Source organism: Nonomuraea polychroma (assembly GCF_004011505.1).
GTDB lineage: Bacteria > Actinomycetota > Actinomycetes > Streptosporangiales > Streptosporangiaceae > Nonomuraea > Nonomuraea polychroma.
Map to the genome: position 1 here is coordinate 5,082,994 of NZ_SAUN01000001.1, position 24,755 is coordinate 5,107,748.

Consider the following 24,755-nt stretch of genomic DNA (forward strand, 5'->3'; position numbering starts at 1 on the left):
TCCCTGGGTGAGGAGCGCTCCCTACGCTGGGGTGGTGTAGGTGACGCGCAGCTTCGGACGCAGCTGCGGCTCGGCGGCTTCCGACGGCAGGAGCTGCAAGGTCTGCTTGGCGGCCTCCGCCCCGTCACCGACCTTGATCAGCAATCCGTGGTTCGTCGCCGGGTGCCCGCCGCCCCCGCGTCCACGTCCCCGCCCGGGATCTTCGTGCCGAACGCGCCCGCCTTGACCACCGTCCCGCGTCGTCCCCAGGCCGCTGCCGGCGGTGTTGCCCATCTGCAGCATCGCCCGGCCCAGAGCTGGTCGTGCCCGGAGGCGGGTTCGGCGCTGGACTGGGTGCTGTCGCCGTCGATATCACCCCGGACAAGCTCGCCGAGCGGCCGGACACCGGGGCGGGTGGTCGGCATGGTGTCCAACTGCGCGGCGGCGCCATCGGCCGACAAGTACGGCACGTACGCGACGGCACCCCAGCGGAACCGGGTGCGGCCGCGCCAGAACGGCCGGGCGCGCGCCGGCCGCGCGGCACGCATGTGAGGGGAGCCTGGTGGTCAGCGGGGGCCGAGGAGCGCGCCGAGGGCGTGGCTGAGGGATTCGCCGAGGGTTTTGGCGCAGGCGTCGTAGCCCTCGGGCGGGCCGCCGTACGGGTCATACACCTCCAAGGCGCGCCGCCGGTTGCGGCGGGCGCCGGCCGACTGGACGATCGCGCGGGCACGTTCCACCGTGTCGGAGCGGTAGCGGCGGCCTCCTGCCCCGGAGGCGAGGGCGGCGAACTCCGGCAGCGTGAACGTCTTGTGCGCGGCCGCCGGGTCGAGGTCAACCGCGACGGCGACGTGCCCGGCCTCCATCGTCAGCAGCAGGTCCGCCGACCTGACGAGGTCCAGGTCGAGCATCCGGGCCCGGTGCGCCCGCCCGTCGAGGCCGAGCTTGCCCAGCGCGCCGACCGCGTGCGGCGCCATCGGCTGGCCGACCAGGGCACGGACTCCCGCGCTGCCCGTCGCCACGGGCAAGGGCGCGGACTGGAGCATCGCCCTGGCGATCACCTCTCCCATGGCCGAACGGCAGATGTTGGCCGTACACACCAGGAGAATGCGGAAACTCACATCGGCCAATCTAATCGCTCGGATCGTGTCATGAGAGACGCAGGATGTGGACGCGATCCCAGCGCTACCCAGCGACGAGCCTGGCGGTTCCGGCCTGGATGTCGTAGTCGACGGACCATCGGGTGTGCGGCTGGGCAACCCGCGCAGCAACTCCAGGGCGTCCGCCTGCCCACCCTCGGCCGGCTTCCGGTAGCGATGATCGGTCGGCCTGGCGGCCCGGTCGGTGCCGGCCGTCGTGATGTTGGTGAGGAGGCGGTCTCGATGACGTGGAGCTTGCCGGCGTACTCGACGACCGCGGATCTGCCCGCCCGGTCGGCGAGCAGACCCAGCCGGCGTCCTTCCTGGCCAGGTCGGCGTCGGTGAGCGGGGCCTCGGCGTCGTAGCCGCCGTGGTAGGTCATCTCGTACAGGGGCACGTCCGGGCGACCTGGTCCGGGGTCGGGCGCAGGATGGCGGCGCCTTCCCGGTGTGCGGGTGCCGTCTGAGGGGGTGCGGTGGCGCAGGCGGCAGGCGCCACGGCGACGGTCAGCGCCGCCACCAACGCCACGGTACGGCTCCCCACGCCCGCAGTGTGCCGCCCGGCGCCGCCCTGCCCCCTGGGGATGCCTCGCGTAAGGCCCTGAGAACGCCGCTCAGGCGTCTTCGAGGCGGAAGCCCACCTTCAACCCCACCTGGAAGTGCGCGACCTCGCCCTCGTCGATGTAGCCGCGAATCTCGGTCACCTCGAACCAGTCCAGGTGACGCAGGGTCTGCGCAGCCCGCCGGATGCCGTTGCGAATGGCCTCGTCGACGTTCTCTCTCGACGTGCCGACTATCTCGGTGACCCGGTACGTTCGATCGGTCATCTCCGTATCCTCCTTACTCGAAGGCCATGATCGCATGACCTTCGTGACCACCTGAGGGCGCCGTCGCGCCCTCAGTCGTCCGAGGTTTACGGTGGAACATGTCAACTGCACCCACCCGAGGGGAGGGGGCTTGCTCTCGAATCTTCCGGCTGGATGCCGGACGGCCGTAGCGTCCGGGCGGTTGACAACGCCCCAGGCGGCAGGCCGCCCGCGATGGAGTGATGACCGATATCGGGCCAGGAGCCGTTTCCCGGTCGCCCGGTGCCTTCGACTCCGTCCATCACCCGTGCGTAACCTTAGCATCACCCATCGCTACTCTGCAGGCTTTCTCCGTCCTGAAGACGGAGTCTCCGGTAAAGGATCACGATGAAGGGGTGGCGCAGGAAACCAGACGTCCACCAGGTCACCGACGCCAGGCCGTCGTTGTCGGCGGACATCCGCAAGCGCGAGATCAGCTACCTCATCAAGATGGGGATCCGCACGATCTGCCTGATCCTGGCGGTGGTGGTGCCGCTGCCGTGGCCGTACCGGCTGCTGTTCATCGCGGCGGCGGTCTTTTTGCCATACATAGCCGTAATCGGGGCCAATGAGAGAGGGAAGCCTGCCCCGCCTCCTACCTTTCAGAGCCCTGAGGCTAACCAAACCGAGATACCGCTGCATCGACGCGAGATCGGGTCGTGACTAAGTCTTGACGCATCCCATGGGTTGTAGGTGTACGCTTTAGCCAAGCGCTCCGGTCCCCCGTCGGAGTGCTGGTGCCGGCGTTCCGGGCCCCCGTCGGAACGCCGATGAAGCGACGCCGGGTGGTTTGCCCCCGTAACCACCCGGCGTCGCCCTTTTCCTGGCGAAACCTTTGCCGCCGGACGATCTAGAGCGGCGCCCCTCAGGCAGTTGGTAGGGCCGCTTTCCCGAAATCGTTTACATCCGCTCCCGCGCCGAAATTCACAGCAAACTTTCAGGCGGGAGCGGGTTTGACTTCAAGAGTTCGTTCGAGTGTCAGTCGTCTGTCAGCGTCTCAGTGGTGGCGCGGCTCCAGTTCTTCGCCAATGTGGTCAGTCTCGCCACAGCATCCTCAGGGGCGGTTCCCGCCCCTTGGGCGAGTCCGAGCAGGTACGCCGTCAGCGGCGCGGCCGGGCGGGCGACGCCGTGGGCGACCTCCTTGGTCAGGTCGAGAATCAGGTCGCGGTCCACGGCCGCCGGGTCGATGCCCAGCTCCTTGCAGGCCAGCGCGGTCCATTCGTTGAGCACGTTCATGCGAGCCTCCTCCAGATCGTCCATTGTGTCGCAGTCGACCCACGGGCGCCCGCGCAGCGCCAGGCGCGTGCCGGCGAGCCACCGCTCTCGCCCGCCGTCTGCCGCGGTCCTCGCTCGCCCAACGCCCCTTGGCCGGATCCGCCGCATCACCCACACCCTCCGCCTGATGCGCCGAGGAACCGACGCCCTCGGCTGGGGACGTTGCCCCCGCCCGAGCCGTCAGCCGGAGGCGCGGCAACGCTCGCAGCGTCGGCCTATGCGCTCGGGTCGCCGGTGCCCTCGACCGGCTACGTCCCGCCGCCTGCGCCAGCGGCGAGGGCGCTCCCGCCGCCGGTCCTGAGGGCGTGGGACGCGTCACCACGGGTGGTCTTGCCGTGGGTGGCGTCGGTGCGCGTCGCCATGTCGCCGCTCCCGTGGGCGCGCGCCGCCCTGTCGCCAGGCACGTCGGCGCGGGTCATCGCCTCGTCCGACCCGTCGGCAGGGAGCCGCTCACGCTGCCTGGACTCTCGCGGGTGCGCGCGACACGCCGTGACCGCGCGCCCCGTGCGGGGGCGGCGGGGGCGGAGTGCGCATTCCGCGGGGGCCTAGCCGCCGATGGCGGACATCGGGCGGGACGGCTGGAGGAAAGACGGGTCGTCGATGCCGTGCCCGGCACGTTTGCGGGTCACCGCCGCGATCCACCGTTCGGCCAGTTCGTCGTCGGACGCGCCCGCCCGCATGGCCGTCTTCAGGTCGGACTCCTCGGTGGCGAACAGGCAGTTGCGGACCTGGCCGTCGGCGGTGAGCCTGACCCTGTCGCACGCGCCGCAGAACGGCCGCGTCACCGACCCGATCACACCGACCCTGGCCGGCCCGCCGTCGACGAGGAACCGCTCGGCGGGCGCGCTGCCGCGCTCCTCCAGGTCGTCGGGCGCGAGGGCGAACCCGGCGGACAGCAGCCCCAGGATCTCGTCGGCGGTGACCATGTCCGCGCGGTTCCAGCCGTGCTGTGCGTCGAGCGGCATCTGCTCGATGAAGCGCAGCTCGTAGCCCTGCTCGATGCACCAGCGCAGCAGCGGCACGGCCTCGTGCTCGTTGAGGCCGCGCATGAGCACGGCGTTGACTTTGACCGGGCGCAGCCCCGCCTGGTCGGCGGCGGCGAGCCCGGCGATCACGTCGGCGTGCCGGTCGCGGTGCGCGAGCCGCTTGAACGTCCCGGGGTCGAGCGTGTCGAGCGAGACGTTGACGCGGTCGAGCCCGGCGGCGGCCAGCGGCTCGGCCAGGCGGGCCAGCCCGATGCCGTTGGTGGTCAGGGAGACCTGCGGCCGCGGCCGCAGGTCGGCGGTGCGAGCCACGATGTCGACCAGCTCGCGCCGCAGGAGCGGCTCGCCTCCGGTGTAGCGGACCTCGGTGATGCCGAGCCGTTCGACCCCGATCCGCACCAGGCGCACGATCTCGTCGGCGGTGAGGAGCTGGGCGTTGGGCAGCCAGTCGAGGCCCTCGGGCGGCATGCAGTAAGTGCAGCGCAGGTTGCACTTGTCCGTGAGGGACACCCGAAGATCTGTCGCCACCCGTCCGAACGAGTCTCGCAACACGGGGCGTCACCTCCTGTTCGTTCGCCAGAGGGCCAGCCTACGACGCCCGTCGACGGCCACTCACCATCAACCCTTCTCCGCACGACAACACATTCGGCTCTAGATCGATTCCGCTTGAGGCCGCGGCATCAGCGCTCATGCCCCCGACCTGGCGGTCTCCCAGGTCTCGCGGGCGCGCATGAGCTCGGCCAGGTGCCTCCTGGACCATTCGCAGCCGGCGTTCATGGGTTCGAGCAGGCTGCGGCCGAGGTCGGTGAGCGCGTACTCCACGCGTGGCGGGATCTCGTCGTACGCGGTCCGGGTGAGCAGGCCGTCACGTTCCATGGCGCGCAGGGACTCGGTGAGGACCTTCGGGGTGATGCCGCGCAGCGGCGTCTGAAGCTCGGTGAAGCGCCGCGGACCCGGCTCGAGGCAGCGGATGATCTTCGCGGTCCATTTGTCGCCGATGCGGATCGGCGCGGCGACGGGCGGACAACCGGCGAACATGTCCGGATCGAGCGGCACTCCCATGCCCGTCATCGTAGGTAACTATCGTTGCGGAAAGCGACAGGTCGCCCTCTACCGTCTGCCGGGACGGCGGCCGGGAAGTCCGGCCGTCACGAGAGGAACGGAGCGTGGCGGCGATGGGCAAGATCGTGGTTTTCGGCGCGGGCGGCCGGGCCGGGCGGCGCGTGGTCGCGGAGGCGGCCGGGCGCGGGCACGGGGTGACGGCCGTGGTACGCGATCCCGGCAAGCACGGTGACCTGGCGCACGAGGGGGTGGCAGTGGTCGCCGGCGACGTCACCGACGCCGCGAGCGTGGCGGCGGCCGCGGCCGGGCACGACGCTGCGGTCCAGGCGGCGGCCCGGATGGATGTGCCGTCGGAGGAGTTCTACGCGGCGGCGGCGGGCGCCCTGGTCGAGGGGCTGTCGCGGGCCGGGGTGCGCCGCCTGGTGGCGATCGGCATCGGCAGCCTGCTGGAGGTCTCGCCCGGGATCCGGCTGGCGGACACGCCCGGGTTCCCCGGCGACGCGCGGGCGTTCTCGCTGGGGCACGCGGCGGAGCTGCCGGTGTACGAGCAGTCGGATCTGGACTGGGTCGTGCTCGCGCCGCCGCCGGTCTTCCTGGACGAGGCGGCGGAGCGGACCGGCCGGTACCGGATCGGGGACGGGCGGGTGCCGGAGCCGGCGGAGGGCGACCGGGTGTTCTCGTTCGCCGATCTGGCGGTGGCGGTGGTGGACGAGGCCGGCGGCGGCGCGCACCACCGGGTGCAGGTGGCCGTGTCCTATTGATGCCCGGACATGGCGAACGCCCGGCCGGAGCCGGCCGGGCGTTCTGGTGTGACTAGTGGTGGCGGTGGCCGATGACCTTGACCCAGTCCGTGCCCTCCGAGGGCTCCAGCCACTTGGCGCCCTCGAAGACCGCGCGCCACGTGCCCGACGTGCGGGCCGGCACGCTGGTGTGGAAGTAGCCGTTGCGGCCGGTCCTGATGGTGTCCACGTACTCCCACTTGCCGCTGCCGTCCGGCTGGAAGAGGATCACGATCCGCTTCCAGGCGAGGCGGTGCCAGCGCTCCTGCTTCTTGCAGGTGTCGGCGTGGTGCACCGACACGAAGCCGCTGATGTAGTCCTCCGCGCACTGCACGGAGAGCTTGCCCTCGAGGTCGATGGGCTTGCCGCGCCAGGCCGGCTCCGGGTTCGCGTCGAACGTCAGGCTCGTGTTGCCGCCGGCGATGTCCGGGTCCACCTCGTCCGCGAAAGCGGGCGAGGCCGCGCTGGTCACCACCGTGGCGCCCAGGGCCGCGGCCGCCAGGCCGGCGGCGAGACGTCGCATCTTCACGTGACTTTCCTTCCCCGTGTCGAACGCGCCCGAAGCGGGCACGTCATCTGCCAATGACGCGTAAGGGTAAGGAAAAGTTGCGGTAAAGTTGATCACGATTGTGCAACGCCGCACGATGGTACGTAAGCAGCTATTGGGCTATTTGCAGGGATTTTGAGACATCTGGGGCGAAGTGTCCCGTTCCTGCGTAGCGGACGCGCCAGTGGCCTCCCGTGCGGTCCGAGATCGTGCTGACGAACGTGCCCGCGGCGTCCGTCATCGTCTCACCGACCCGCTCCCAGGCGGCGGCGGTGTCCGGGCGCCAGAGGATCTCCAGCCGCTGCTTGCCGAACGGGCCGTAGTCGGTGACGCCGCGCGGGTCCACCCGGGTGAGCGAGCCGCGTAGGCGTACCGCTCCCCTGGCGCGCTCCACCTGCACCTCCGACAGCTTGGTGTCCCGCCTGAGCTGGAACGACGCGTACTCCGTCACCGTCGCCCCGTCCTTGCCGTGCGCAGTGGCGGTGACGGTCCAGGTGCCCGCCGGATAGAAGCGGCTCAGGCGCTTGTCGGGCAGGAACCGCCAGGTCTCCCAGCCGTCGGCCATGCGGGCGGGAGGGCTCGCCGCCAGTCGCCACACGAGCCGCGGCGGCAGGGCGGGAGCGGGTTGCGCACCGAGCTCGGGGTTTCCGGCCTGGACCGCCGGGGCGGCGCCCCCGGCCGCGGGCTCCGCGCCCTGGAGCGGCCTCGAAGCCGGCGCCGGCGCCGCACCCTGGACCGGCTCGGCGCCCTGATCGGGCTTCGCACCCTGAACGGGCTTCGCACCCTGAACGGGCTTCGCACCCTGAACGGGCTTCGCACCCTGAACGGGCTTCGCACCCTGAACGGGCTTCGCACCCTGAACGGGCTCCGCGCCCTGAACCGGGGCCGCACCCTGGACCGGCTCGGTGTTCGGGAGCGGCTCCAAGCTCGGCCTCGGTACCGTGGCCTGCATCGGCGGGCGGGACTCGTTCGGGCCGAGTGACTGGTTCGGGTCGATCGGCCGGCCGGGACCGGGTTGAGTGGCGGCGGACGGCGACGGTGACGGGGCAGGCGGGTAGGACGGGTCCGACGGGGACGGTGACGGGGCGGCCGGCGACGGGTCCGTGACCGGCGGCTTGGACACCAGCAGCGGCCCCGGCGCGGCGCCCGGCTCCACCTTGACGGTGACGCCGTTCTTGGCCCGCACCCCCTTGGCGACCACGTCGATCACCAGGCGGATGGAGTCGCGTGCCCCGACCACCGGCTCCGCGGGACGTACGGTGATGGCTCGGATGGCGAGTTCGGTCGCGGCGGCGGAGGCAGGCGCGGGCGCCGTGAGCGCCCCCGCCGCTAGCGAGACGAGAAGCAGTCCTCTGGTCATGATCGAGACGGTAGGAACCAGCCGGTAATGACCAGGACCACAACACACACCCCGAATGGCAAAGCCCCGGATCCGCCGGGAGTGAAACGCTTAATTGGGCTCGCTGTAGAGCCCTTCGATGACGTCTGCGTACTTCGCGTGGATGATCCGCCTCTTGAGCTTGAGGCTCGGGGTGAGCTCCTCGGTCTCGGCGGTCCATTCGGTGCCGAGCAGCGCCCACTTCTTGACCTGCTGCACCCTGGCCAGCTTGGCGTTCGCGGCCTCGACCGCGGCCCCCACCTCCTTGAGCACCTCGGGGTGCTCGGCCAGCTCGGCGAGCGAGGTGAACGTGACGCCGCGGGCCTGCGCCCAGCCGGGCGCGACCTCGCCGTCGAGGGTCAGCACGGCCACCGTGTGCGGCCGCCGGTCGCCATAGGCGAGGGCCTGGCCGATCAGCGGGTGCTGCTTGAGGTGGTTCTCGATCTCGGCCGGGGAGATGTTCTCGCCGCCGGCGGTGATGATGAGCTCCTTCTTGCGGTCCACCACCCGGTAGAAGCCGTCCTCGTCGACCGTGCCGATGTCGCCGGTGTGCAGCCAGCCGTCGGCGTCGATCAGCTCGGCGGTGGCCTCGGGGCGGTTGAGGTAGCCGCGGGTGTTGAGCGGGCTGCGGGTGAGGAGCTCGCCGTCCTCGGCGATGCGGATCTCGACGCCGGGCTCGGCCCTGCCGACGGTGCCCAGGCGGTAGCAGGCGGGGCTGTTGCCGGTGAACGCGCCGGTCGTCTCGGTCATGCCGTACACGTCGATGACCTTGAGGCCGAGCCCGGCGTAGAAGTTCTGCACCTCGGGGGCGAGGGGGGCGGCGCCGGTGGCGGTCCACTCGGCGCGGTCGAACCCGATCATGCCGCGGATGATCGACAGGAGGGAGGCGTCGGCCTTCTCGTAGGCTTCCCGGATCTCCGAGGTGATGGTGCGGCCGTACTGGCCGGCCTCGACGTACGCCCGCCCGGCCTCCATGGCCGACCGCACGGCGGCCTGCTGCTCCTCCGGCTGGGTGGCGAGCACGGCGAGCAGCCGGGCCATCATCTTCTCCCACACGCGCGGCACGCCGAAGAACATCATCGGCCTGACCTGTCCTAACGTGGCGCCCAGGTTGGCCAGGTCGGTGCAGAAGTACACGTGGGAGACCTTCACCAGCGGCAGGTAGAGGCTGAGGATGCGCTCGGCGATGTGCGCATAGGTGAGGTAGGAGATCTGCGTGCCCAAGGTGGGCAGCGAGGTGAGCCGGTCCGTGGCGGCGACCTCGTAGAAGACGTTGCCGTGGGTGAGCGGGACGCCCTTGGGCATGCCGGTGGTGCCGGAGGTGTAGAGGACGGTGACGACGTCGTCGGGGGTGACCGCGCGCCAGCGGTCCTCCACCTGGGCGGGGTCGTCGGCCAGGCGGGCGCGGCCGAGCTCCAGGAAGTCCGCCCACGCCATGAACCGGTCGTCGCCGGACGGCGCCCCCTCCAGCATGACGATCCTGCGCAGGCCGGTGAGGCGGTCGAGCACCGGCTGCCAGCGGGCCAGCTCGGCCGGGCCGCCGAGGACGGCGTACTTGGCGCCCACGTTCTCGGCCACGAACGCGATCTGCTCGGGGGCGAACGTCGAGTAGACCGTGCAGCCGACGCCGCCGGCGTGCACCGCGCCGAGGTCGGCGAGCACGTGCTCGCTCCGGTTCACCATCATCAACGCCACGGAGTCGCCCGGCTCGAGCCCGAGGGCGGCGAAGGCGGCCGCGATCTCCAGGACCCGCTGCCGCGCCTGCGCGTACGTCAGCGTGCGCCAGCCGTCACCCTCGGGGTCGGAATAGGCGGGTGCGTCGGAATGCCGCTCGGCCGCCTGCTGGAGCTGCAGGCATACGGTACGGCCGGCAATCTGGTGCTCGATCTCGGCTCGGACCTCGAGGACTTCGGCCATGGCACGCCTCTCCCGTCAGTGTTCACTTGCACGAGTGGCATGCATCGCACCACACGCGCCGCGTAGCGGCAAGACCTCGTGAGCGTCGTTCACGTACAGTGATCGAACGGATGCGATTCGGGGGTGTTCATCCATGGCGGGCGGCAGGACGTTCTTCGGACACCCTTGGGGCCTGGCGACACTGTTCGGCACCGAGATGTGGGAGCGGTTCAGCTGGTACGGGATGCGCGCCATCCTGGCCACGTTCATGGCGGCGTCCCCGGCGCGGAACGGCCTGGGCATGTCGGAGGAGACGGCGCAGGCGGTCGTCGGCGTCTACCAGGCGCTGGTCTACCTGGTGGCGTTGCCGGGCGGGTGGATCGCCGACCGCATACTCGGGCCGCGCAGGTCGGTGTTCTGGGGCGGGTTCGTCATCATGCTCGGCCACATCAGCATGGCGATCCCGGTGACGACGCCGTTGTTCGTGTGGCTGGGCCTGCTGCTGATCATCTCCGGCACGGGCCTGCTCAAGCCCAACGTCTCGGTCATGGTGGGGCGCCTCTACAGCGAGGACGAGGACGGCCGCAGGGACGCCGGGTTCTCGCTGTTCTACCTGGGCATCAACCTGGGCGCGTTCTTCGCGCCCCTCGTGGTCGGCTGGCTGGCCGCGGGCGACCGCTGGCACCTGGGGTTCGGCGCGGCCGCGGTCGGCATGGCGTTCGGCCTGGCCCAGTACGTGTGGGGCGGCCGGTCCCTGCGCGGCACCGGCGAGCGTCCGGGACTGCGCCTGTCACCCGACGAGCGGCGCCGCTTCGGCCGGCTGGCCGGGCTGGGGACGGGCGCGGCGGTGATCGCGCTGGGCCTGTGGGCGTTGACGGGCACGCTCACCATCGACCGGTTCACGGTCGTGATCACCGTGATCATCCTGGCGGTGCCGGTCGCGTACTTCGGCTACATCATGATGGGCGGTCACCATCTCACCGAGGACGAGCGGGACCGGATGAAGGCGTACATCTGGTTGTTCATCGCCGCGGCGATCTTCTGGATGATCTACGACCTGGCGCCGACCAAGCTGCTGTTCTTCGCCGAGCGCCATACCGACCTGTCGTTGTTCGGGGTGCGGATCCAAGCGGCCACGACGCAGTCGTTCAACCCGCTGTTCATCATGATCTTCGTACCCGTGTTCGCCGCGCTGTGGGTGCGGCTGGGCACCCGGGTGAGCACGCCGCAGAAGTTCGGGTTCGCGCTGATCACGGTGGGGCTGAGCTTCGTGGTCATGGCGATCGCGGCCGGGCTTGCGGGGGCCGGGCGGGTGTCGGTGTGGTGGCTCGTGCTGGTGTACGTGATCCAGGTGTTCGGTGAGTTGTCCCTCAGCCCGGTCGGGTTGTCGGTGACGACGAAGCTGGCGCCGGAGGCGTTCAAGTCGCAGATGCTCGGAGTGTGGTTCATCGCGGTGTCGGTGGGCGACGCGGTCGGCGGGCAGACCGGGCGGCTGAGCCGGGTGTTGTCAGATCCCGCGTACTACCTGGTGCTGGCGGCGCTGGCGATCGCGGCCGGGGTGGCGCTGTTCATGTTCACGCGGCGGCTGCGGGTGCTCATGGCCGAGCACTACCACGCCGAGGCCATCCGATAGACCTCATCCTGTAGACAGGGTGCCGTGTCTCAGCTTCTGGATCTCGTCGGAATCTTCGTCTTCGCGTTGTCCGGTGCGCTCATGGGGGTGCGCAAACGGCTCGACGTGGTCGGGATGATGGTGCTGGCCGGAATGACCTCCCTGGGCGGCGGTGTGGTTCGCGACCTCATCCTGAACGTGCGGCCGGCCGCCTTCCAGAGCGTCGGCTACGTGCTGGTGCCGGTGGCGGCCACGGTGATCGTGTTCTTCTGGCATCCGCACGTGGCCCGGGTGATGCCGGCCATCCTGGTCCTGGACGCGGCCGGGCTCGGGCTCTTCTGCGCGGTGGGGACGGAGAAGGCGCTGGAGTACGGGCTGAGCCCGCTGCACGCCGCCCTGCTGGGGGTGGTGACGGCGGTGGGCGGCGGGATGTTGCGTGACGTGCTGGCCGGGGAGATCCCGACGCTGCTGTACGACCGGCAGTTGTACGCCGTTCCGGCGATGCTGGGGTCGGGGGCGATGGCGGTGGTGTACTCGTACGGGTTGCACGGGTGGCCGGCGACGCTGTCGGCGGCGGTGCTGGCGTTCGGGCTGCGGATCGCGGCGATGCGCTTCAAGTGGCGCGCGCCGCTGGCCAGGGGCGTCGGCGAGTGACGGTCGCGGCCTGTCCCCTCACACCATCATGATGAGCGGGTCCGGCGGGCGGGAGGCGCCGACGGGGCCGTGGTCGCGGGCGGCGCGCAGGCGGGTGACCGCTTCCGCCAGGACCTGGGGCGGCTGCGTGTACGGCAGGCGCAGGTAGCCCTCGAGCGTGCCCTCCAAGCCGAACCACGGGCCCGGGGCGAGGCGCACGCCATGGCCGGCGGCCGCCTCGGCCAAGGGGGTGGCGCCGGACCCGGGCGCGATCCGAGTCGCGCCGGACCCGGGCCCGATCCGAGTCGCGCCGGACCCGGGCCCGATCCGAGTCGCGCCGGACCCGGGCGCGATCGCGTTCGGGGCGTCGCCGTTGAGGCGTACCCAGAGCGTGCCGCCGCCGCGCGGCACCGTGAACGTCCATTCGGGCAACTGCTCGCGCAGCGCCGCCACCAGAGTCTCCCGTGAGGCCCGCAGGGTGCGGCGGCGTTCGGCGCGGGTCTCCTCCAGCCGGTCGAACAGCCGCGCCACCACCAGTTGCTCCAGGACCGGGCTGGCGATGTCCACGGCCGAGCGGTGCACGGCCAGACGCCGGGCGAGCGCCGCCGTGGTGCGGATCCAGCCGATGCGCAGCCCGCCCCACCACAACTTCGACGCCGACCCGATGCTGATCACGCGGCTGTCGGTGTCGAACGAGCCCATGGGGGACGTGTGCGGCACCTCGTCGAGCGCCAGCTCCATCCAGGTCTCGTCCACCAGCACCAGCGTGTCGGTACGCCGGGCCGCGCCGACGACGGCGGCGCGGGTGGCGTCGTCCATGAGGGCGCCGGTCGGGTTCTGGAAGTCGGGCATGAGGTAGGCCAGGCGTGCCCCGGACTGGCGCATGGCCCCGATCAGCAGGTCGGTCTGCCAGCCTTCGTGCGAGATCCCGACGGGGACGATCCGGGCGGAACGCTGCCGGGCCACGTCGATCGCGTGCGGGTACGTCGGCGACTCCACCAGCACCGGGTCGCCGGGGCCGACGAGCAGGCCGAACACGAGCTGGATGGCGTGCTGGGCGCCGGTGGTGACGACGATCTGCTCCGGCCGGGTGGCCAGCCCTCTGGCGGTGTAGCGGGCGGCGATGCGTTCCCTGAGCGCCGGCAGGCCGATGGGGTCGTAGCCGTTGCCCATGCCGTACCTCGGCAGGTCCTCGACCGCCTCCAGCATCGCGCTCCGGAGGGCGGAGGGCGCGGGCGGGGCGGCGGCGTGGAGCTGGACGAGGCCGTCGCCGTCGGTGCTGAGCCACGGGTTGTCCGGCGTGGTGGCCGGGTCCGGCAGGGCCGTCCAGCTGCCCGAGCCTTGCCGGCTCTCCAGGTAGCCGCGCTCGCGCAGCAGGTCGTACGCCGACGTCACGGTGGTGCGGCTGACCTTGAGGATCTCGGCGAGGTGGCGTTCGGCGGGCATGCGGACGCGTACCGGGATCTGACCGTCCATGATCAGGTTGCGGACGCCGTCGGCGAGCGCGCGATAGTACGGGCGGGCGCCGGGGTCGACGTTGACCAGCCGGGCCACCTGGGCCGCCGAGAGATGCCTCATAAGGCCACTTTTCGTGATTGGCCCTGTTTTAGCAAGTCGATGGCCTGCCACTCTGTGGCCATTATGAGCGAGACGACCGTTGCGAGAGTGAGTTCCTTCCCCGCCCGCCTGGCCCGGCTGTACGGCGGGCTGGCCCTGTACGGCCTGGGCATCGGCCTTCAGGTGGAGTCCGGGCTGGGCAACGACCCGTGGGACGTGTTCCACCAGGGAGTGGCGGTCAGGATCGGCGTGTCGATCGGCACCGTGATCATCGGCGTCGGCGCGCTGGTGATGCTGCTGTGGATCCCGCTCAAGCAACGGCCGGGCATCGGCACGATCAGCAACGTGGTGTTCCTGGGGCTGTTCGCCGACGGCGCGATCTACCTGCTGCCCACGCCCGCGCAGCTGGCGTTCCAGAGTGTGTACCTGGCGCTGGGCGTCGTCGCGATCGCGCTGGCGACCGTGCTCTACATCGGCGCCGGCATGGGCCCGGGACCGCGGGACGGGATCATGACGGGGCTGGTACGGCTCGGGCTGTCGGTGCGGCTGGGCCGGTTCCTCATCGAGATCACCGTGCTGGCGGCAGGCTGGCTGCTGGGCGGCACGGTGGGGGTCGGGACGCTGGTGTTCGCGCTGGCCATCGGGCCGCTGACGCAGCTGTTCACCCGCTGGTTCCCGCTGACGCCGGCTCCGCGGGCGGGCCGGACATGAAACGGCATGATTGATCGGACCCGGCCGCGAGAGCGCCTCATCTCCGAGTAGCGTCTAGGCATGCGGATCGAGGATTACGCCCTGATCGGAGACATGCAGTCGGCCGCGCTGGTGGCCAGGGACGGCTCCATCGACTGGCTCTGCCTGCCCAGGTTCGACTCCCCCTCGTGCTTCGCGGCGCTGCTCGGCGGCGAACGCAACGGTCACTGGTGGCTCGGCCCGACCGGCCGCAGGCACGCCGACCGGCGGCGTTACCGGCCCGACACGCTCATCCTGGAGAGCGAGTGGGACACCCCGACGGGCACGGTCCGCGTCGTCGACTTCATGCCACCCCGTGACCGCAACCCCGACGTGGTGCGGATCGTCGAGGGCGTCTCCGGGACCGTGGAGATCTCCACGGTGCTCAGGGTGCGCTTCGACTACGGCAGGATCGTGCCGTGGGTGCGGCGCAGCAACGGGCACCTGCAGGCGATCGGCGGGCCGGACTCGGCGTGGCTGCACTCCCCCGTGCCGCTCAAGGGCGGCGACTACGCCCACCGGGCCACGTTCACCGTCAAGGAGGGCGACCGGCTGCCGTTCATCTTCACCTGGCATCCCTCGCACGAGCCGATGCCGCCGCAGATCGACCACGACGACCAGCTCGACGAGACCGAGGCCTTCTGGGCGGACTGGGTCTCCAAATGCAGCTACGACGGGCCGTACCGGGATGCGGTGGTACGGTCGCTGATCACGCTGAAGGCGCTCACGTACGCGCCGACCGGCGGCATCGTGGCCGCCCCCACCACGTCGCTCCCCGAGGACCTGGGCGGCGTGCGCAACTGGGACTACCGCTTCTGCTGGCTGCGCGACGCGACGATGACGCTGGACGCGCTCATCTCCAACGGTTACCTGGAGGAGGCGGCGGACTGGCGCTCGTGGCTGCTGCGGGCGATCGCCGGCCGGCCACAGGACCTGCAGATCATGTACGGCGTCGCCGGCGAACGCCGCCTGACCGAGATGCGGCTCGACTGGCTCGACGGCTACGAGGACTCACGCCCGGTGCGGATCGGCAACGAGGCCGTCAAGCAGCTGCAGCTGGACGTGTACGGGGAGGTCATGAACTGCCTCTTCGTCTCGCGCAGCCGCGGGCTGTCGGCCGACGACCGGGCCTGGACGATCCAGCGGGAGCTGCTCGACTACGTGGAAGACCACTGGGACGAGCCCGACGAGGGGCTGTGGGAGGTGCGCGGCCCACGGCGGCACTTCGTGCACTCCAAGGTGATGTGCTGGGTGGCGCTCGACCGGGCGGTCAAATACGTGGAGCGGTTCGGCCGCACCGGCCCCGTGGCGAAGTGGCGGACGCTGCGGGACGTCATCCACGCGGAGATCTGCGACAAGGGGTACGACCCGAGCCGGAACACCTTCACGCAGTCGTACGGATCGTCGGAGCTGGACGCCGCCTTGCTGATGATGCCCGTCGTGGGATTCCTGCCCGTCGACGATCCGCGGATGGTGGGGACGGTGGCGGCGGTCGAGAAGGAGCTCATGTCGGACGGGTTCGTGCTGCGGTACCCGATCGCCGAGGACAACGACGTGGACGGGCTGCCCGGCGGGGAGGGCGCGTTCCTGGCGTGCAGCTTCTGGCTGGTGGAGGTCATGGCGATGCAGGGGCGGAAGGAGGAGGCGAAGGACCTGTTCGAGCGGCTGCTGGAGCTGCGGAACGATGTGGGGCTGCTGGCTGAGGAGTACGACCCCCGGTACGGCCGCCTGGTGGGCAACTTCCCGCAGGCCTTCAGCCACGTGCCGTTGATCCACGCCGCCCGCGCCCTGTCATAGTCCTCGGACCGTCGATCGCGGCTTGACCTCTCGGCCGGTGGGCCGGTAGTGTCCCCCTCCCCTAGCGACGCCTTCGGAGCTGCGGGTGGGGATTCACCCACCGGCTCTCTGGAGGCCCCTCATGCCGTTCCGGCACCGCGATTTCCGCCTTCTCCTTCTGGGACAGACCACCAGCCAGCTCGGCGCCCAGGTCAGTGGCGTCGCGATCCCGCTGCTCGCCGTCGTGACGCTCGACGCCTCGCCCCTGCAGCTCGGCCTCGTCACGGCGGCGGGGACGATCGCGTTCGCGCTGATCGGCCTGCCGGCCGGCGCGTGGATCGACCGTTGCCGCCGCCGGCCCGTCCTCGTCGCCGGCGACCTCGTACGCGCCGCCCTCCTCGCGACGATCCCCCTCTCCGCGTTCCTCGGGACCCTGACCATCGCGCAGCTGGTGGTCGTGTCGCTGCTGGCCGGCGTCGCCAGGGTCTTCTTCGACGTCGGCTACCAGAGCTACCTCCCGTCCGTCATCGGCAGGTCCGACCTGCTCGCCGGCAATTCGGCCATGGAGACCGTCCGCGCCTGCGGTCAGGTCGCCGGGCCGGGAATCGGCGGCTGGTCGGTCACGCTGCTGGGAGCCGCGAACGTCGTGCTGGTCCAGGCGGTCACGTTCGCCGTGTCGGCCGCGTCACTTCTGGCGATCAAGACGAGGGAGCCGGCCCCGCTGCCGCGACAGGCCCGGATCGGGGCCGAGATCCGAGAAGGCCTGGCGTTCGTCGCCCGGACCGGGCTCCTTCGCGCCACCGCGCTCTGCAGTGCCGCCGGCAACTTCTCCTTCGCGATCGCCTCGGCGGTGACCTTCGTCTTCATGGCGCGCATGCTCTGCCTGTCACCCACCATGATCGGGATGGTGCTCACGGCCGGTGCGGTCGCCGCCATGGCCGGCGCGGCGATCACACCTCGCCTCGCCCGGCGTGTCGGCTCCGCCCGGATCATCTGGTTGTCCCTGGCCGTGACCGGCCCGGTCACGGTGCTCGTGCCGCTGGCCCGGCCCGGCTGGGCGGTCGGCCTGCTCGTGCTCGGCACGGCCGCCGGCGAGCTGGGCCAGATCATCTACGCGGTCGCCAACGTCAGCCTGCGTCAGCGCCTGTGCCCGGAACGCATGCTCGGCAGGGTCAACGCCACCATGCGCGTCCTCCTGATGGGTCTGTTCCCGCTGGGTGCGCTGCTGGGAGGGGCACTGGGAGAGGCGGTCGGGCTGCGGCCGACGCTCTGGGTGGCCGCCGCGATCATCGTCTTGTCCCCGCTGCCCGTTTACTGGGCTCTCCGCCGTATTCGCGATGTTGAGGACGTACCGCACTGGGGCCGGAACTCCACGGCGTGACTTTCCCGGACGTGGGTCAGATTTGCTTGGGTGGCAGGTGAGTCCAGTCCATGCGAAGGGAGTCTCGATCATGCCGCCGACCCTGCAGGCACATTCCGTGACGATCGGCACATCACAACCGCTCGAGCTGGCGCGCTTCTATTCGCGGTTGCTGGGGCTGCCCGTGACCACACAAGAGGGCCCGGCACCAGGCGAGCCTGAGGAGGCCGGCTGGGCGCAGATCCGTCCGCCGGAGGACGCGACCGCGCTCACACTCAACTTCGAGTACGAGCGCTGTTACGTCCGGCCGGTGTGGCCGAGCGCTCCCGGGGAGCAGACCGCCTCGCAGCATCTCGATATCAAGGTCGACGATCTGGACGCGGCCGTGGAGTGGGCCGTGGGGTGCGGTGCGGTTCTGGCCGAGTTCCAGCCACAGGACGATGTCCGCGTGCTCCTGGATCCCGACGGGCATCCTTTCTGCCTCTTCCTTTGACACCACCGGGACGCCGAGCGGTACGTCCCCGGACACGTCTGTCCTGCGCAAGACCCATGCGCGTTCCTGTGGTCAAGGTCCAATGTGCACGTAAGGCGCCCAGAAGATCGGGAAGTCTGGGCGGCGGTGGCGCAGTGAATGGACCGCGGCGTGCAGTGCGGCCGCCGCGCCGTGCGGGTGCGGCTCTCGGGTGCCGCCGGCCGTGAGCATCGCGTACACCTCGTCCACCACGGCCGGGGCGTGCACGTCGGCGATCGGCCAGAGCGTGCCGATCACGTGCGGGAACCCGGCGAGCTGGATGGCGGAGGCGATGCTCACCGCCTCGTCGGTCAGCACGGCCCCGCCGCGCGAGGTCTCGCACCCGCTCAGGAACGCCAGCTCCGCCTGGCCGAGGCGGCGGGCGGCCAGCTCGCGCACGGTCAGCGGCCGGTCGTGCAGGATCAGCCTGGCGTGGGACGGGTCGTTCAGCAGCTGGGCGGCGTGGCAGGCGAAGTGCACCCAGGCGCTGTCGTCCAGCGCCGTGAGCACCTGCTCGCAGGTCGCGTCGTCCTCCGTCAGCTCCCGCGCGCCGGGGAGCCAGCGCCTGGCCGCTTCCAGCTCGCGCACCACGCCCTTCACCGCGGCGTCGCCCGGAACCTCCGGGACGCCGACCAGCAGGACACGCCGCTCGGCCCGCGGCCCGGACTGCCCGCGGGCGTGGATCAGTGCCCGCAGCGTGGGCGTGTAGCTGGAGACGACCAGATCCAGCGCCGATCCGGCGGCGTGCAGAGGCAGCAGGGTCAGCGGACCGGTCGGGCACCACCAGATCCGGCGCAGCGGGCCGAGCGCCTCCAGCACCGGGCCGGTGACGTGCGTCCACAACCAGTCCAGGCACGAGGCGACCTCGTCGAGAACCTTGCCGTGCAGGGCGTCGACGAACCGGTCGGCCTGGTCCTGGGCCGCCGAGGCGGTGAAGTCCAGCGGGACGACCCGCACACCCTCCGTGGTCACGAGCAGCGCATCACAGCCGTGGCGGCTGACGTTCACCATCGCGATGGGGCCGTCCTCGGCGGCGCGCAGCAGGTCGGCGGCGCGCGGCGGGCGCAGGAAGCCGGTGAAGCCCGGTAGCCTCCTGATCTCCTCCAGGACCTCTCGGCGGCGGCGCGCCAGCGTGTGCCGATGATCCAGAAGGCGGCGCCGATCGGCACCGGGGCCGCCGGGCGTGCCCGGGACGCCTGGCAGGCCTGGGGTGCCGTGGCCGCTGGACGGGGCCAGGTCGTCGTACAGGTCCATCCGCTCGGCCGCGTCCAGCTCATCCTGCACCTCGCCGAACCGGTCGGCCAGTTCCGGCGCCGCCGCGCGCAAGCGGTCGTGGCCGGCGCGGTCGCCGATGACCTGGGCGAACATGACGCCTCTGCCCTGTTCGAGCAGTTCGAGCGCCCTGTCGGCGTCGCCGGTCCTGATGGCCGCCGCAGCGGCGTCGCGGGCCAGGCTCTCGTACTCGCCGAGGATCCGCTCCTGGTCGGCGCGGCCCAGCCCGCGCCAGGCCGCCTCGTCCAACGCGGCCACCGCGACGGCGAACCCCTCGACGGCCTCGCCGGCCAGGCCCGCCTCCATGGCGACCTCACCCCAGCGCTTGCCCACGCTTGCCCGCCAGTCGGCCGAGGCGGTCTCCACCTGGGTGGCCTCGCGGTAGCGGGCCAGCGCCTCGTCGCGGTCGGTCTCCGCCCGGGTCAGCTCCCACTGCTCGACAAGGACTTCTGCCAGGTAGTACAGCGCGATCGACCGGGTCGAGTCGTCAGGGGCCGACGTCTCGGCCGCGGTGCGGGCGGCGTGGACGGCCTGCAGGAGTGTCCGGGGCTTGCCGGTGAGCGCGTACCGCGTGCGGAGCGCCAGGCCGAGCCCGTTATAGGCGACCGGACCGCCCGGCGGGTCCGCCTTGATCGCCTCGGTGAAGAGCGCGACCGCCTCGTCCAGGTCTGGCGTCTCCTTCACTCGGCGGTCCCTGCGCAGCAGTTTCCTCCACGTGCCCTTCTCCGCAGCCGGGTCCAGCAGCCGCCTGATCGCCGCCGCCAGCTGAGCCTTGGGCGTCTCCTCCGACGTGGAGCGCAACAGCAGCGCGGTGGCCAGGTTGACGGTCGCGAGGGTACGCGTCCAGGTGCGGGCCGGAGCGGCGTCGTGGGCGCGGCGCAGCACCACGATCGCCTCGTCGATGTGCCCGTCTCTCTGCATGAGCACGGAGCCGAGGCTGTTGAGGACGCCGGGTGCCTGGATGTTTCCCGGGTGAACCGTTCCCACGGCCTCGCGCAACAGCTCGTCGGCCTCCTCACGCGCCGCGGTCTGCCCGGTGAACCTGTAGCGCTCGAGCAGTACCTCGGCGAGGTTCGCGAGATGGCCGGGCCGGTACGGGCTGGTCTCCGGTGTGGCGGCCACCGCCTCGCGCAACACCTTCGCCGCCTCTTCGGAATCCTCGCCCCGGCGGGTCACCTTGTAGCGCTGCTCCAGTGCGCCGCCCAAGTTGGCCAGATAAAGCGCGTAGTTCGCGTGCTCAGGAGCGGTCAGTGACCTGGCCGTGCGATGGCTCTCGATCGCCTCGTCGAGATCGGGCATGTCTCCGGTCAGCTCGTACTTGAAGAACAGCGCCGAGCCGAGGCTGGTGTACGCCATGGCCCGTTCCGGATGCTCCGGGGAGATGGCCAGTCCCCGTCGGAAGCAGGCGATGGCCTCGTCGAGCACGGTCAGGCCGCCACCGAGCCGGAACTTCAGCATCAGCCCGTTGCCCAGGTCCGAGTGGTACATACCGGCGTTGTCGTCGCCGGGCCTGGCCGCCGCCACCCCGCGCCGCAGGGCGTCGATCATGTCGTCGAGGTCCTCATGCGTGCCGCTGAACTCCATGCGCAGGCCGAGGACAACGCCGAGCCCGATGTACAACTCGGCCAGTTCGGAGTAGCCGGGCGGCATTTGAGCCACAGCCTGACGCAGCACCTCGGCCGCCTGGTCGGCACGCTCGAGCTTGCCTGATCGGCGCACGTCCTCGATCAGCATGCGGCCCAGGCCCGCCAGGAAACCCGGACGAGCTTGCGGGCCTGAGGGAAGGTCGGCCATCCCGCGGCGAATCTGCTCCCACAGTTCGGGCGGGATGACAGGAATCTCATCCGCGTGCAGACCCACCCCGACGAGCAGTTGAATCTCCTGCTTGACGGGTTCCGGGGCCTCGGCGTACCGCTCCCGGATGACGTCGAGCGCCTCCTTCAGCTCTGCGGTGCCCTCCGGACTGTCGTTGGCCATCACCAGGGCGCTGGCCAACTTGGCCAGCCGCCACAGATAGGCGTCGTGGTCCGGATCCGTGCCTCGCACGGACGCGCGTAACGCGTCGATGCCGTCGAGCAGGAACCGTCTGTCGCCCGTGATCTGGTAGCCGAGCACCAGCGCCATTCCATGGTTGGCGAGCACCAGCGGCCTGTCCACCAGATCACCGCGCAGCGCCGACGCGTACAGCTCCAGTACCTCGTCCAGGTGAGTGTCGGCGACCTGACGGTGATTTCCCAGCACGGCCGCAAGACTCGCCTGGGCCTCGGCCAACCCGGGCTTTCCCGCCAGCGCCGCCACCGCGCGGCGGTGCAGGGCGACCGCCTCAGCCAGGTCCCCCTCCTGCCCAAGCGTGTCGAACCGCATGCTCATCGCGTTGCCGAGGCCGGTCAGCAGCAGCGGATCGGGGTCGCGGGCGATCTCCCTGTGGTAGGCGGCGATGCCGGACTCCAGTTCCCGCAGGTCACGGGTCTGCAGGAACTTGGCGATGTGAACCTCGGGGTTCATGGTTTCCTCCGCCATCTGAAGAGGCCGAACACGGTCAGCACGAAGGCCGTCAGGCCCAGCGCTCCCACGATGACCGGCTTGACGTTCTCGGGGACGGGCACGCGGTAGCCCAGCGCCTGAATCGCGGCCAGCACCATGAGCAACATCCCGACCACGGCCGTCTCCAGCACGCGGAACCGCTCCCAGCGGCGCTCGGTCTCCTCCGCCCTGCGCTGCAACCGCTCCGCCATCACCTGGTCGGCGATGGCGCCGATCTCGCGGGCGCGTTCCCGCGTCGCCTCCGCGTAGGCGAGATCGTCGTCCAGGCGCATGAGGAACCAGTCGGCCAGGTCCAGGTCGTCGCGCAGACTCGGCTCCCGCATGTTGTGCCGGGCGATCGCCGCGGTCGTCCGTATCTCCCGCAGCCTGGTCAGGGTCCAGATCAGCCCGGCCTCGGCGGTCTGCCGGGCCGCCAGTTCGCGCCGCGCGGCCGGCAGGCCGTCACCGCCGAGCGTCTTCAGCAGGGTCTCCACCTGTTCGTCCACGCGGTGGCGGGCGGCGCGGAAGTCCTCGCCCTGGCGGTAGACGCGCAACTGGTAGCGAAGCTTGGCGGCGTGCATGAGGTGCCGCACCAGCGGCGGCATCCGGTCGTCCCCCCGCGTCCACGCCCACGCGTCGAGCTTGGGCTCCAGTTCGGGCGGCGTCAGCATCGCGAACGTCCGCCGGCTGCGCTCGTCGTCGTCGAAGCCGACCTCCCACACCGCCACGCCTCTGACCGTCGTCATCCGGCCTCGCGGACAAGGCTCGGGCAGCGCCGCCAGGACCGCGTTCGTCCGCCGGGCGGTCGGCGCGGTGCGCGGGTAGGCGACGAACAACCGGCACTCGCCCATGGCCCACGCGCCGGTGTCCCCCGCGCACTCGCGCCACAGCTCGTTCAGCTCCCGCCAGGTCCCGCCCGTCAACGCCACGCTCAGGCAGCGCACGTCGCGTTCGCGGCGCAGCAGCGCCTGCCGGCCCAGGTCTCCGTCCGCGGTGCGCACCTCGATCTTCCCGGCTTGCGTCACGGGCATCTCGAGCCGGTCACCGAGCGCGTCCCAGATCCCGCGCAGCCGCCGTTCGTGCTCCCCGGCTTCTGGGCCGGTCGCGGTGGCGAACATGTGAACGATCAGACCGGGGTTGGCCAGGTCAACCGGCTCCATCGGCGTCCTCGGCATCGAGGGTCAGGGTGTGGATCAGCTCGTTGACCCGCTCCCGCAGTTCCTCCGGCATCGGCACCACCGGCTGGTCGCCGTACCAGGTGCTGATCCGCATCGGCCCCGCCAGCTCCAAGTGGCCGAGTTCGGCCGCCACGTCGCCCGAGGACTCCAGCCTGCCGATCACCACCGCCACGTCCGCCCAGGCCACCGCCGGCAGCGTCCACCACGTCAGCGCGTCTCGCAGCAGCTCGACCGCTTCACCATGCACCCCCACGCGTCTCCCCCCGTCGCCAGGTCGCTCCACAGGGTCATCGGTTCACAGCTGGAGTCCGTTGCAACCCGAATCCTCCGGGACCGGGGCGGGCGCCCTGGCCCATGGATCTCATCAGCGATCGGGCTCGCAGGAGGGCCGGACTGGCTGATCGAGAGGGTTCACCAGGGAGACCGGAATTTGGCGCCCGCTATGTCGGAGGCGTCTGCTGAGATGAGCACGACATGATCACCGTAGTCAAGGAGTGCCGCATGGACCGCACCGCCTGGAGGCCGTTCCTGGAGCGCTGGAGCGAGGAATGGCTCGCCGTCCGTGAGGAGGAGCCGCTGCCGTTCGAGGAGCCGATCACCGGCAACTGGCTGGGGTACGCCCCCGCCTCGGACGCGCAGGTGGCGGAGGCGGAGGCGCGGCTGGGGCGCACGCTGCCGCCGTCGTTCCGGGAGTTCCTGCTGACCACCGACGGCTGGCGCCGGGCCGGCGTCTTCGGCGGTCACCTGGTCCCCGCCGAAGACCTCGGCTGGTTACGCGACCTGGAGCCGATGTGGTGCCAGGCCTACGAGGAGCCCGACGAGTGGGAGGACGACGAGGACGAGGACGCGGACCCGGACGACGAGGACGACGACGAGGAGGCGGGACTATTGGGCCGGGCGCTGATGATCTCGCGGGACGCGGACGCCGGCGTGTTGTTCCTCGACCCGGACGACGTGGACGAGCACGGCGAATGGGCCGCCTACGAGCTGTTCTCGTGGTCCGGCATGGGCCCGCAGCGGCACGGCTCCTTCTATGAGCTGATGTACGACCTCTACGCCGGATTCCACGCCCTGGACCGCCCGCAGTGCCAGACCCAGCGCGAGTGGGACGAGAAGGTCGAGCAGGCCCGGCTGGCGAGCCTGGCGGGCGAGGTCGACGGCCCGCTGGCGGTGCTGGCGGAGGCCGCGCGGTTCGGGCGGAGCCGGGCGATGTTCCTGCTCTTCCAGATGCGGATCCTGCTGGGCGATCACGAGGCGGGCCAGGCGATCCAGTCGGCGTTGCGGCACGGCAAGACACAGCCCACCTGGCGGCCGGACGAGGATCTCCTGACGGCCGAGGTGCTGCCCGCGCTGCTGCCCGAGCATGAGCTCGCCGCGCGCCATTGCAGTCTCTCCACCCTCGACGCCCTGGCCCAGTTCGGGTCCGACACGGTGCGGCCGCTGACCTCCGGCTTCCCTGAGCGGGCGGCCGAGCCCGGGTTCCGCGTCCGGTTCGGCAACGCGGAGTTCGACGCCGCGGTACGCGCCGCCGTCGCCGCTCCCGGGGCCGACCCGTGGCCGCTGCTGCGCGAGGCCTTGACGGTGTGGCGGCCGATGAACGAGGACCACATCGCACCGATCGCGCTGCTGGCCGATCCCGAGGTCGCGGCCCTGATCACGCCGGAGCGGGGGCGCGAGATCCTCGCCACGCGGCGAGGCTGACCGGCTGGAGGCCAAGCGTCCGCC

Annotated in this window: 24 protein-coding genes; 9 read left to right on the forward strand and 15 right to left on the reverse strand. The window is 71.1% G+C overall.

Annotation, left to right across the window (positions count from 1 at the left end; translation table 11 throughout):
• Window positions 1–21: 21 nt before the first annotated feature.
• From EDD27_RS57890 to EDD27_RS23255, 5 genes are all read right to left on the reverse strand, one after another.
• A complete protein-coding gene (locus tag EDD27_RS57890; protein WP_277750746.1) occupies window positions 22–144 on the reverse strand; it encodes a hypothetical protein in 123 nt (40 codons plus the stop codon).
• A complete protein-coding gene (locus tag EDD27_RS23245) occupies window positions 138–527 on the reverse strand; it encodes a hypothetical protein (protein WP_127934245.1) in 390 nt (129 codons plus the stop codon). The genes EDD27_RS57890 and EDD27_RS23245 overlap by 7 nt, the downstream gene beginning before the upstream one ends.
• Window positions 528–545: 18 nt before the next feature.
• Window positions 546–1,097 carry an arsenate reductase/protein-tyrosine-phosphatase family protein gene (locus EDD27_RS23250; RefSeq protein ID WP_127934246.1) on the reverse strand — a complete coding sequence of 184 codons (552 nt, stop codon included), beginning with the start codon at window positions 1,095–1,097 and terminating at the stop codon, window positions 546–548.
• A gap of 396 nt (window positions 1,098–1,493) precedes the next feature.
• Window positions 1,494–1,658: a hypothetical protein gene (locus tag EDD27_RS54525; protein WP_164903761.1), complete on the reverse strand. Its 165-nt coding sequence runs from the start codon at window positions 1,656–1,658 to the stop codon at window positions 1,494–1,496.
• Between the two features lie 70 nt (window positions 1,659–1,728).
• Window positions 1,729–1,941 carry a dodecin gene (locus EDD27_RS23255; protein WP_127934247.1) on the reverse strand — a complete coding sequence of 71 codons (213 nt, stop codon included), beginning with the start codon at window positions 1,939–1,941 and terminating at the stop codon, window positions 1,729–1,731.
• A 366-nt stretch (window positions 1,942–2,307) separates the two neighbouring features.
• Between EDD27_RS23255 and EDD27_RS23260 the strand changes: the two genes are divergently transcribed.
• Window positions 2,308–2,622: a DUF3099 domain-containing protein gene (locus tag EDD27_RS23260; RefSeq protein WP_127934248.1), complete on the forward strand. Its 315-nt coding sequence runs from the start codon at window positions 2,308–2,310 to the stop codon at window positions 2,620–2,622.
• 315 nt (window positions 2,623–2,937) lie between these two features.
• Here EDD27_RS23260 and EDD27_RS23265 read toward each other — a convergent pair whose 3' ends face one another.
• The 3 genes from EDD27_RS23265 to EDD27_RS23275 form a co-directional block, all read right to left on the reverse strand.
• On the reverse strand, window positions 2,938–3,195 hold the full coding sequence (locus EDD27_RS23265; protein WP_127934249.1) for a DUF6457 domain-containing protein: 258 nt from the start codon (window positions 3,193–3,195) through the stop codon (window positions 2,938–2,940).
• A 584-nt stretch (window positions 3,196–3,779) separates the two neighbouring features.
• Window positions 3,780–4,769 (reverse strand): GTP 3',8-cyclase MoaA, encoded by a 990-nt coding sequence (moaA, locus tag EDD27_RS23270; protein ID WP_127934250.1) that lies wholly within the window; start codon window positions 4,767–4,769, stop codon window positions 3,780–3,782.
• Between the two features lie 135 nt (window positions 4,770–4,904).
• Window positions 4,905–5,279: a winged helix-turn-helix transcriptional regulator gene (locus tag EDD27_RS23275; RefSeq protein ID WP_127934251.1), complete on the reverse strand. Its 375-nt coding sequence runs from the start codon at window positions 5,277–5,279 to the stop codon at window positions 4,905–4,907.
• Between the two features lie 113 nt (window positions 5,280–5,392).
• Here EDD27_RS23275 and EDD27_RS23280 point away from each other — a divergent pair, with 113 nt between their 5' ends.
• Window positions 5,393–6,040: an NAD(P)-dependent oxidoreductase gene (locus EDD27_RS23280; protein WP_127934252.1), complete on the forward strand. Its 648-nt coding sequence runs from the start codon at window positions 5,393–5,395 to the stop codon at window positions 6,038–6,040.
• Between the two features lie 52 nt (window positions 6,041–6,092).
• Here the strand turns inward: EDD27_RS23280 and EDD27_RS23285 are convergent, their stop codons facing one another.
• The 3 genes from EDD27_RS23285 to EDD27_RS23295 form a co-directional block, all read right to left on the reverse strand.
• A complete protein-coding gene (locus EDD27_RS23285; RefSeq protein ID WP_127934253.1) occupies window positions 6,093–6,587 on the reverse strand; it encodes a hypothetical protein in 495 nt (164 codons plus the stop codon).
• Between the two features lie 130 nt (window positions 6,588–6,717).
• Entirely contained in the window at window positions 6,718–7,965 is a 1,248-nt protein-coding gene (locus tag EDD27_RS23290; RefSeq protein ID WP_127934254.1) for a hypothetical protein, read from the reverse strand.
• A gap of 90 nt (window positions 7,966–8,055) precedes the next feature.
• Window positions 8,056–9,900, reverse strand: coding sequence for an AMP-dependent synthetase/ligase (locus EDD27_RS23295; RefSeq protein WP_127934255.1), 1,845 nt, complete (start codon window positions 9,898–9,900; stop codon window positions 8,056–8,058).
• A gap of 133 nt (window positions 9,901–10,033) precedes the next feature.
• On the opposite strand from EDD27_RS23295, the gene EDD27_RS23300 reads away from it, so the two are divergent.
• Both EDD27_RS23300 and EDD27_RS23305 read left to right on the forward strand, forming a co-directional pair.
• Window positions 10,034–11,512, forward strand: a complete 1,479-nt coding sequence (locus EDD27_RS23300) for a peptide MFS transporter (protein WP_127934256.1) — start codon at window positions 10,034–10,036, stop codon at window positions 11,510–11,512.
• 24 nt (window positions 11,513–11,536) lie between these two features.
• Entirely contained in the window at window positions 11,537–12,145 is a 609-nt protein-coding gene (locus EDD27_RS23305) for a trimeric intracellular cation channel family protein (RefSeq protein WP_127934257.1), read from the forward strand.
• Window positions 12,146–12,163: 18 nt separating this feature from the next.
• Here the strand turns inward: EDD27_RS23305 and yczR are convergent, their stop codons facing one another.
• Window positions 12,164–13,702, reverse strand: a complete 1,539-nt coding sequence (yczR, locus tag EDD27_RS23310; protein ID WP_127934258.1) for a MocR-like transcription factor YczR — start codon at window positions 13,700–13,702, stop codon at window positions 12,164–12,166.
• A gap of 87 nt (window positions 13,703–13,789) precedes the next feature.
• On the opposite strand from yczR, the gene yczE reads away from it, so the two are divergent.
• The 4 genes from yczE (at window position 13,790) to EDD27_RS23330 (ending at window position 18,039) form a co-directional block, all read left to right on the forward strand.
• Window positions 13,790–14,392 (forward strand): membrane protein YczE, encoded by a 603-nt coding sequence (yczE, locus tag EDD27_RS23315; RefSeq protein WP_421915687.1) that lies wholly within the window; start codon window positions 13,790–13,792, stop codon window positions 14,390–14,392.
• A gap of 60 nt (window positions 14,393–14,452) precedes the next feature.
• Entirely contained in the window at window positions 14,453–16,207 is a 1,755-nt protein-coding gene (locus EDD27_RS23320) for a glycoside hydrolase family 15 protein (protein ID WP_127934260.1), read from the forward strand.
• Between the two features lie 121 nt (window positions 16,208–16,328).
• Window positions 16,329–17,567 carry an MFS transporter gene (locus EDD27_RS23325; RefSeq protein ID WP_127934261.1) on the forward strand — a complete coding sequence of 413 codons (1,239 nt, stop codon included), beginning with the start codon at window positions 16,329–16,331 and terminating at the stop codon, window positions 17,565–17,567.
• Between the two features lie 70 nt (window positions 17,568–17,637).
• On the forward strand, window positions 17,638–18,039 hold the full coding sequence (locus EDD27_RS23330) for a VOC family protein (protein ID WP_127934262.1): 402 nt from the start codon (window positions 17,638–17,640) through the stop codon (window positions 18,037–18,039).
• Between the two features lie 72 nt (window positions 18,040–18,111).
• Here the strand turns inward: EDD27_RS23330 and EDD27_RS23335 are convergent, their stop codons facing one another.
• Genes EDD27_RS23335 through EDD27_RS23345 form a run of 3 tightly spaced genes read right to left on the reverse strand, consistent with a single transcriptional unit; the run spans window position 18,112 to window position 23,277 of the window.
• Window positions 18,112–21,834, reverse strand: a complete 3,723-nt coding sequence (locus tag EDD27_RS23335; protein ID WP_127934263.1) for a CHAT domain-containing protein — start codon at window positions 21,832–21,834, stop codon at window positions 18,112–18,114.
• Window positions 21,831–23,012 (reverse strand): CATRA conflict system CASPASE/TPR repeat-associated protein, encoded by a 1,182-nt coding sequence (locus tag EDD27_RS23340; RefSeq protein WP_127934264.1) that lies wholly within the window; start codon window positions 23,010–23,012, stop codon window positions 21,831–21,833. The genes EDD27_RS23335 and EDD27_RS23340 overlap by 4 nt, the downstream gene beginning before the upstream one ends.
• Complete coding sequence (locus EDD27_RS23345) at window positions 22,999–23,277, reverse strand: CATRA system-associated protein (protein WP_127934265.1); 279 nt, start codon at window positions 23,275–23,277, stop codon at window positions 22,999–23,001. The genes EDD27_RS23340 and EDD27_RS23345 overlap by 14 nt, the downstream gene beginning before the upstream one ends.
• Window positions 23,278–23,504: 227 nt before the next feature.
• On the opposite strand from EDD27_RS23345, the gene EDD27_RS23350 reads away from it, so the two are divergent.
• The gene (locus EDD27_RS23350) at window positions 23,505–24,731 is read left to right on the forward strand and encodes an SMI1/KNR4 family protein (RefSeq protein WP_127934266.1); all 1,227 of its coding nucleotides are present in this window, start codon (window positions 23,505–23,507) and stop codon (window positions 24,729–24,731) included.
• Window positions 24,732–24,755: the final 24 nt, after the last annotated feature.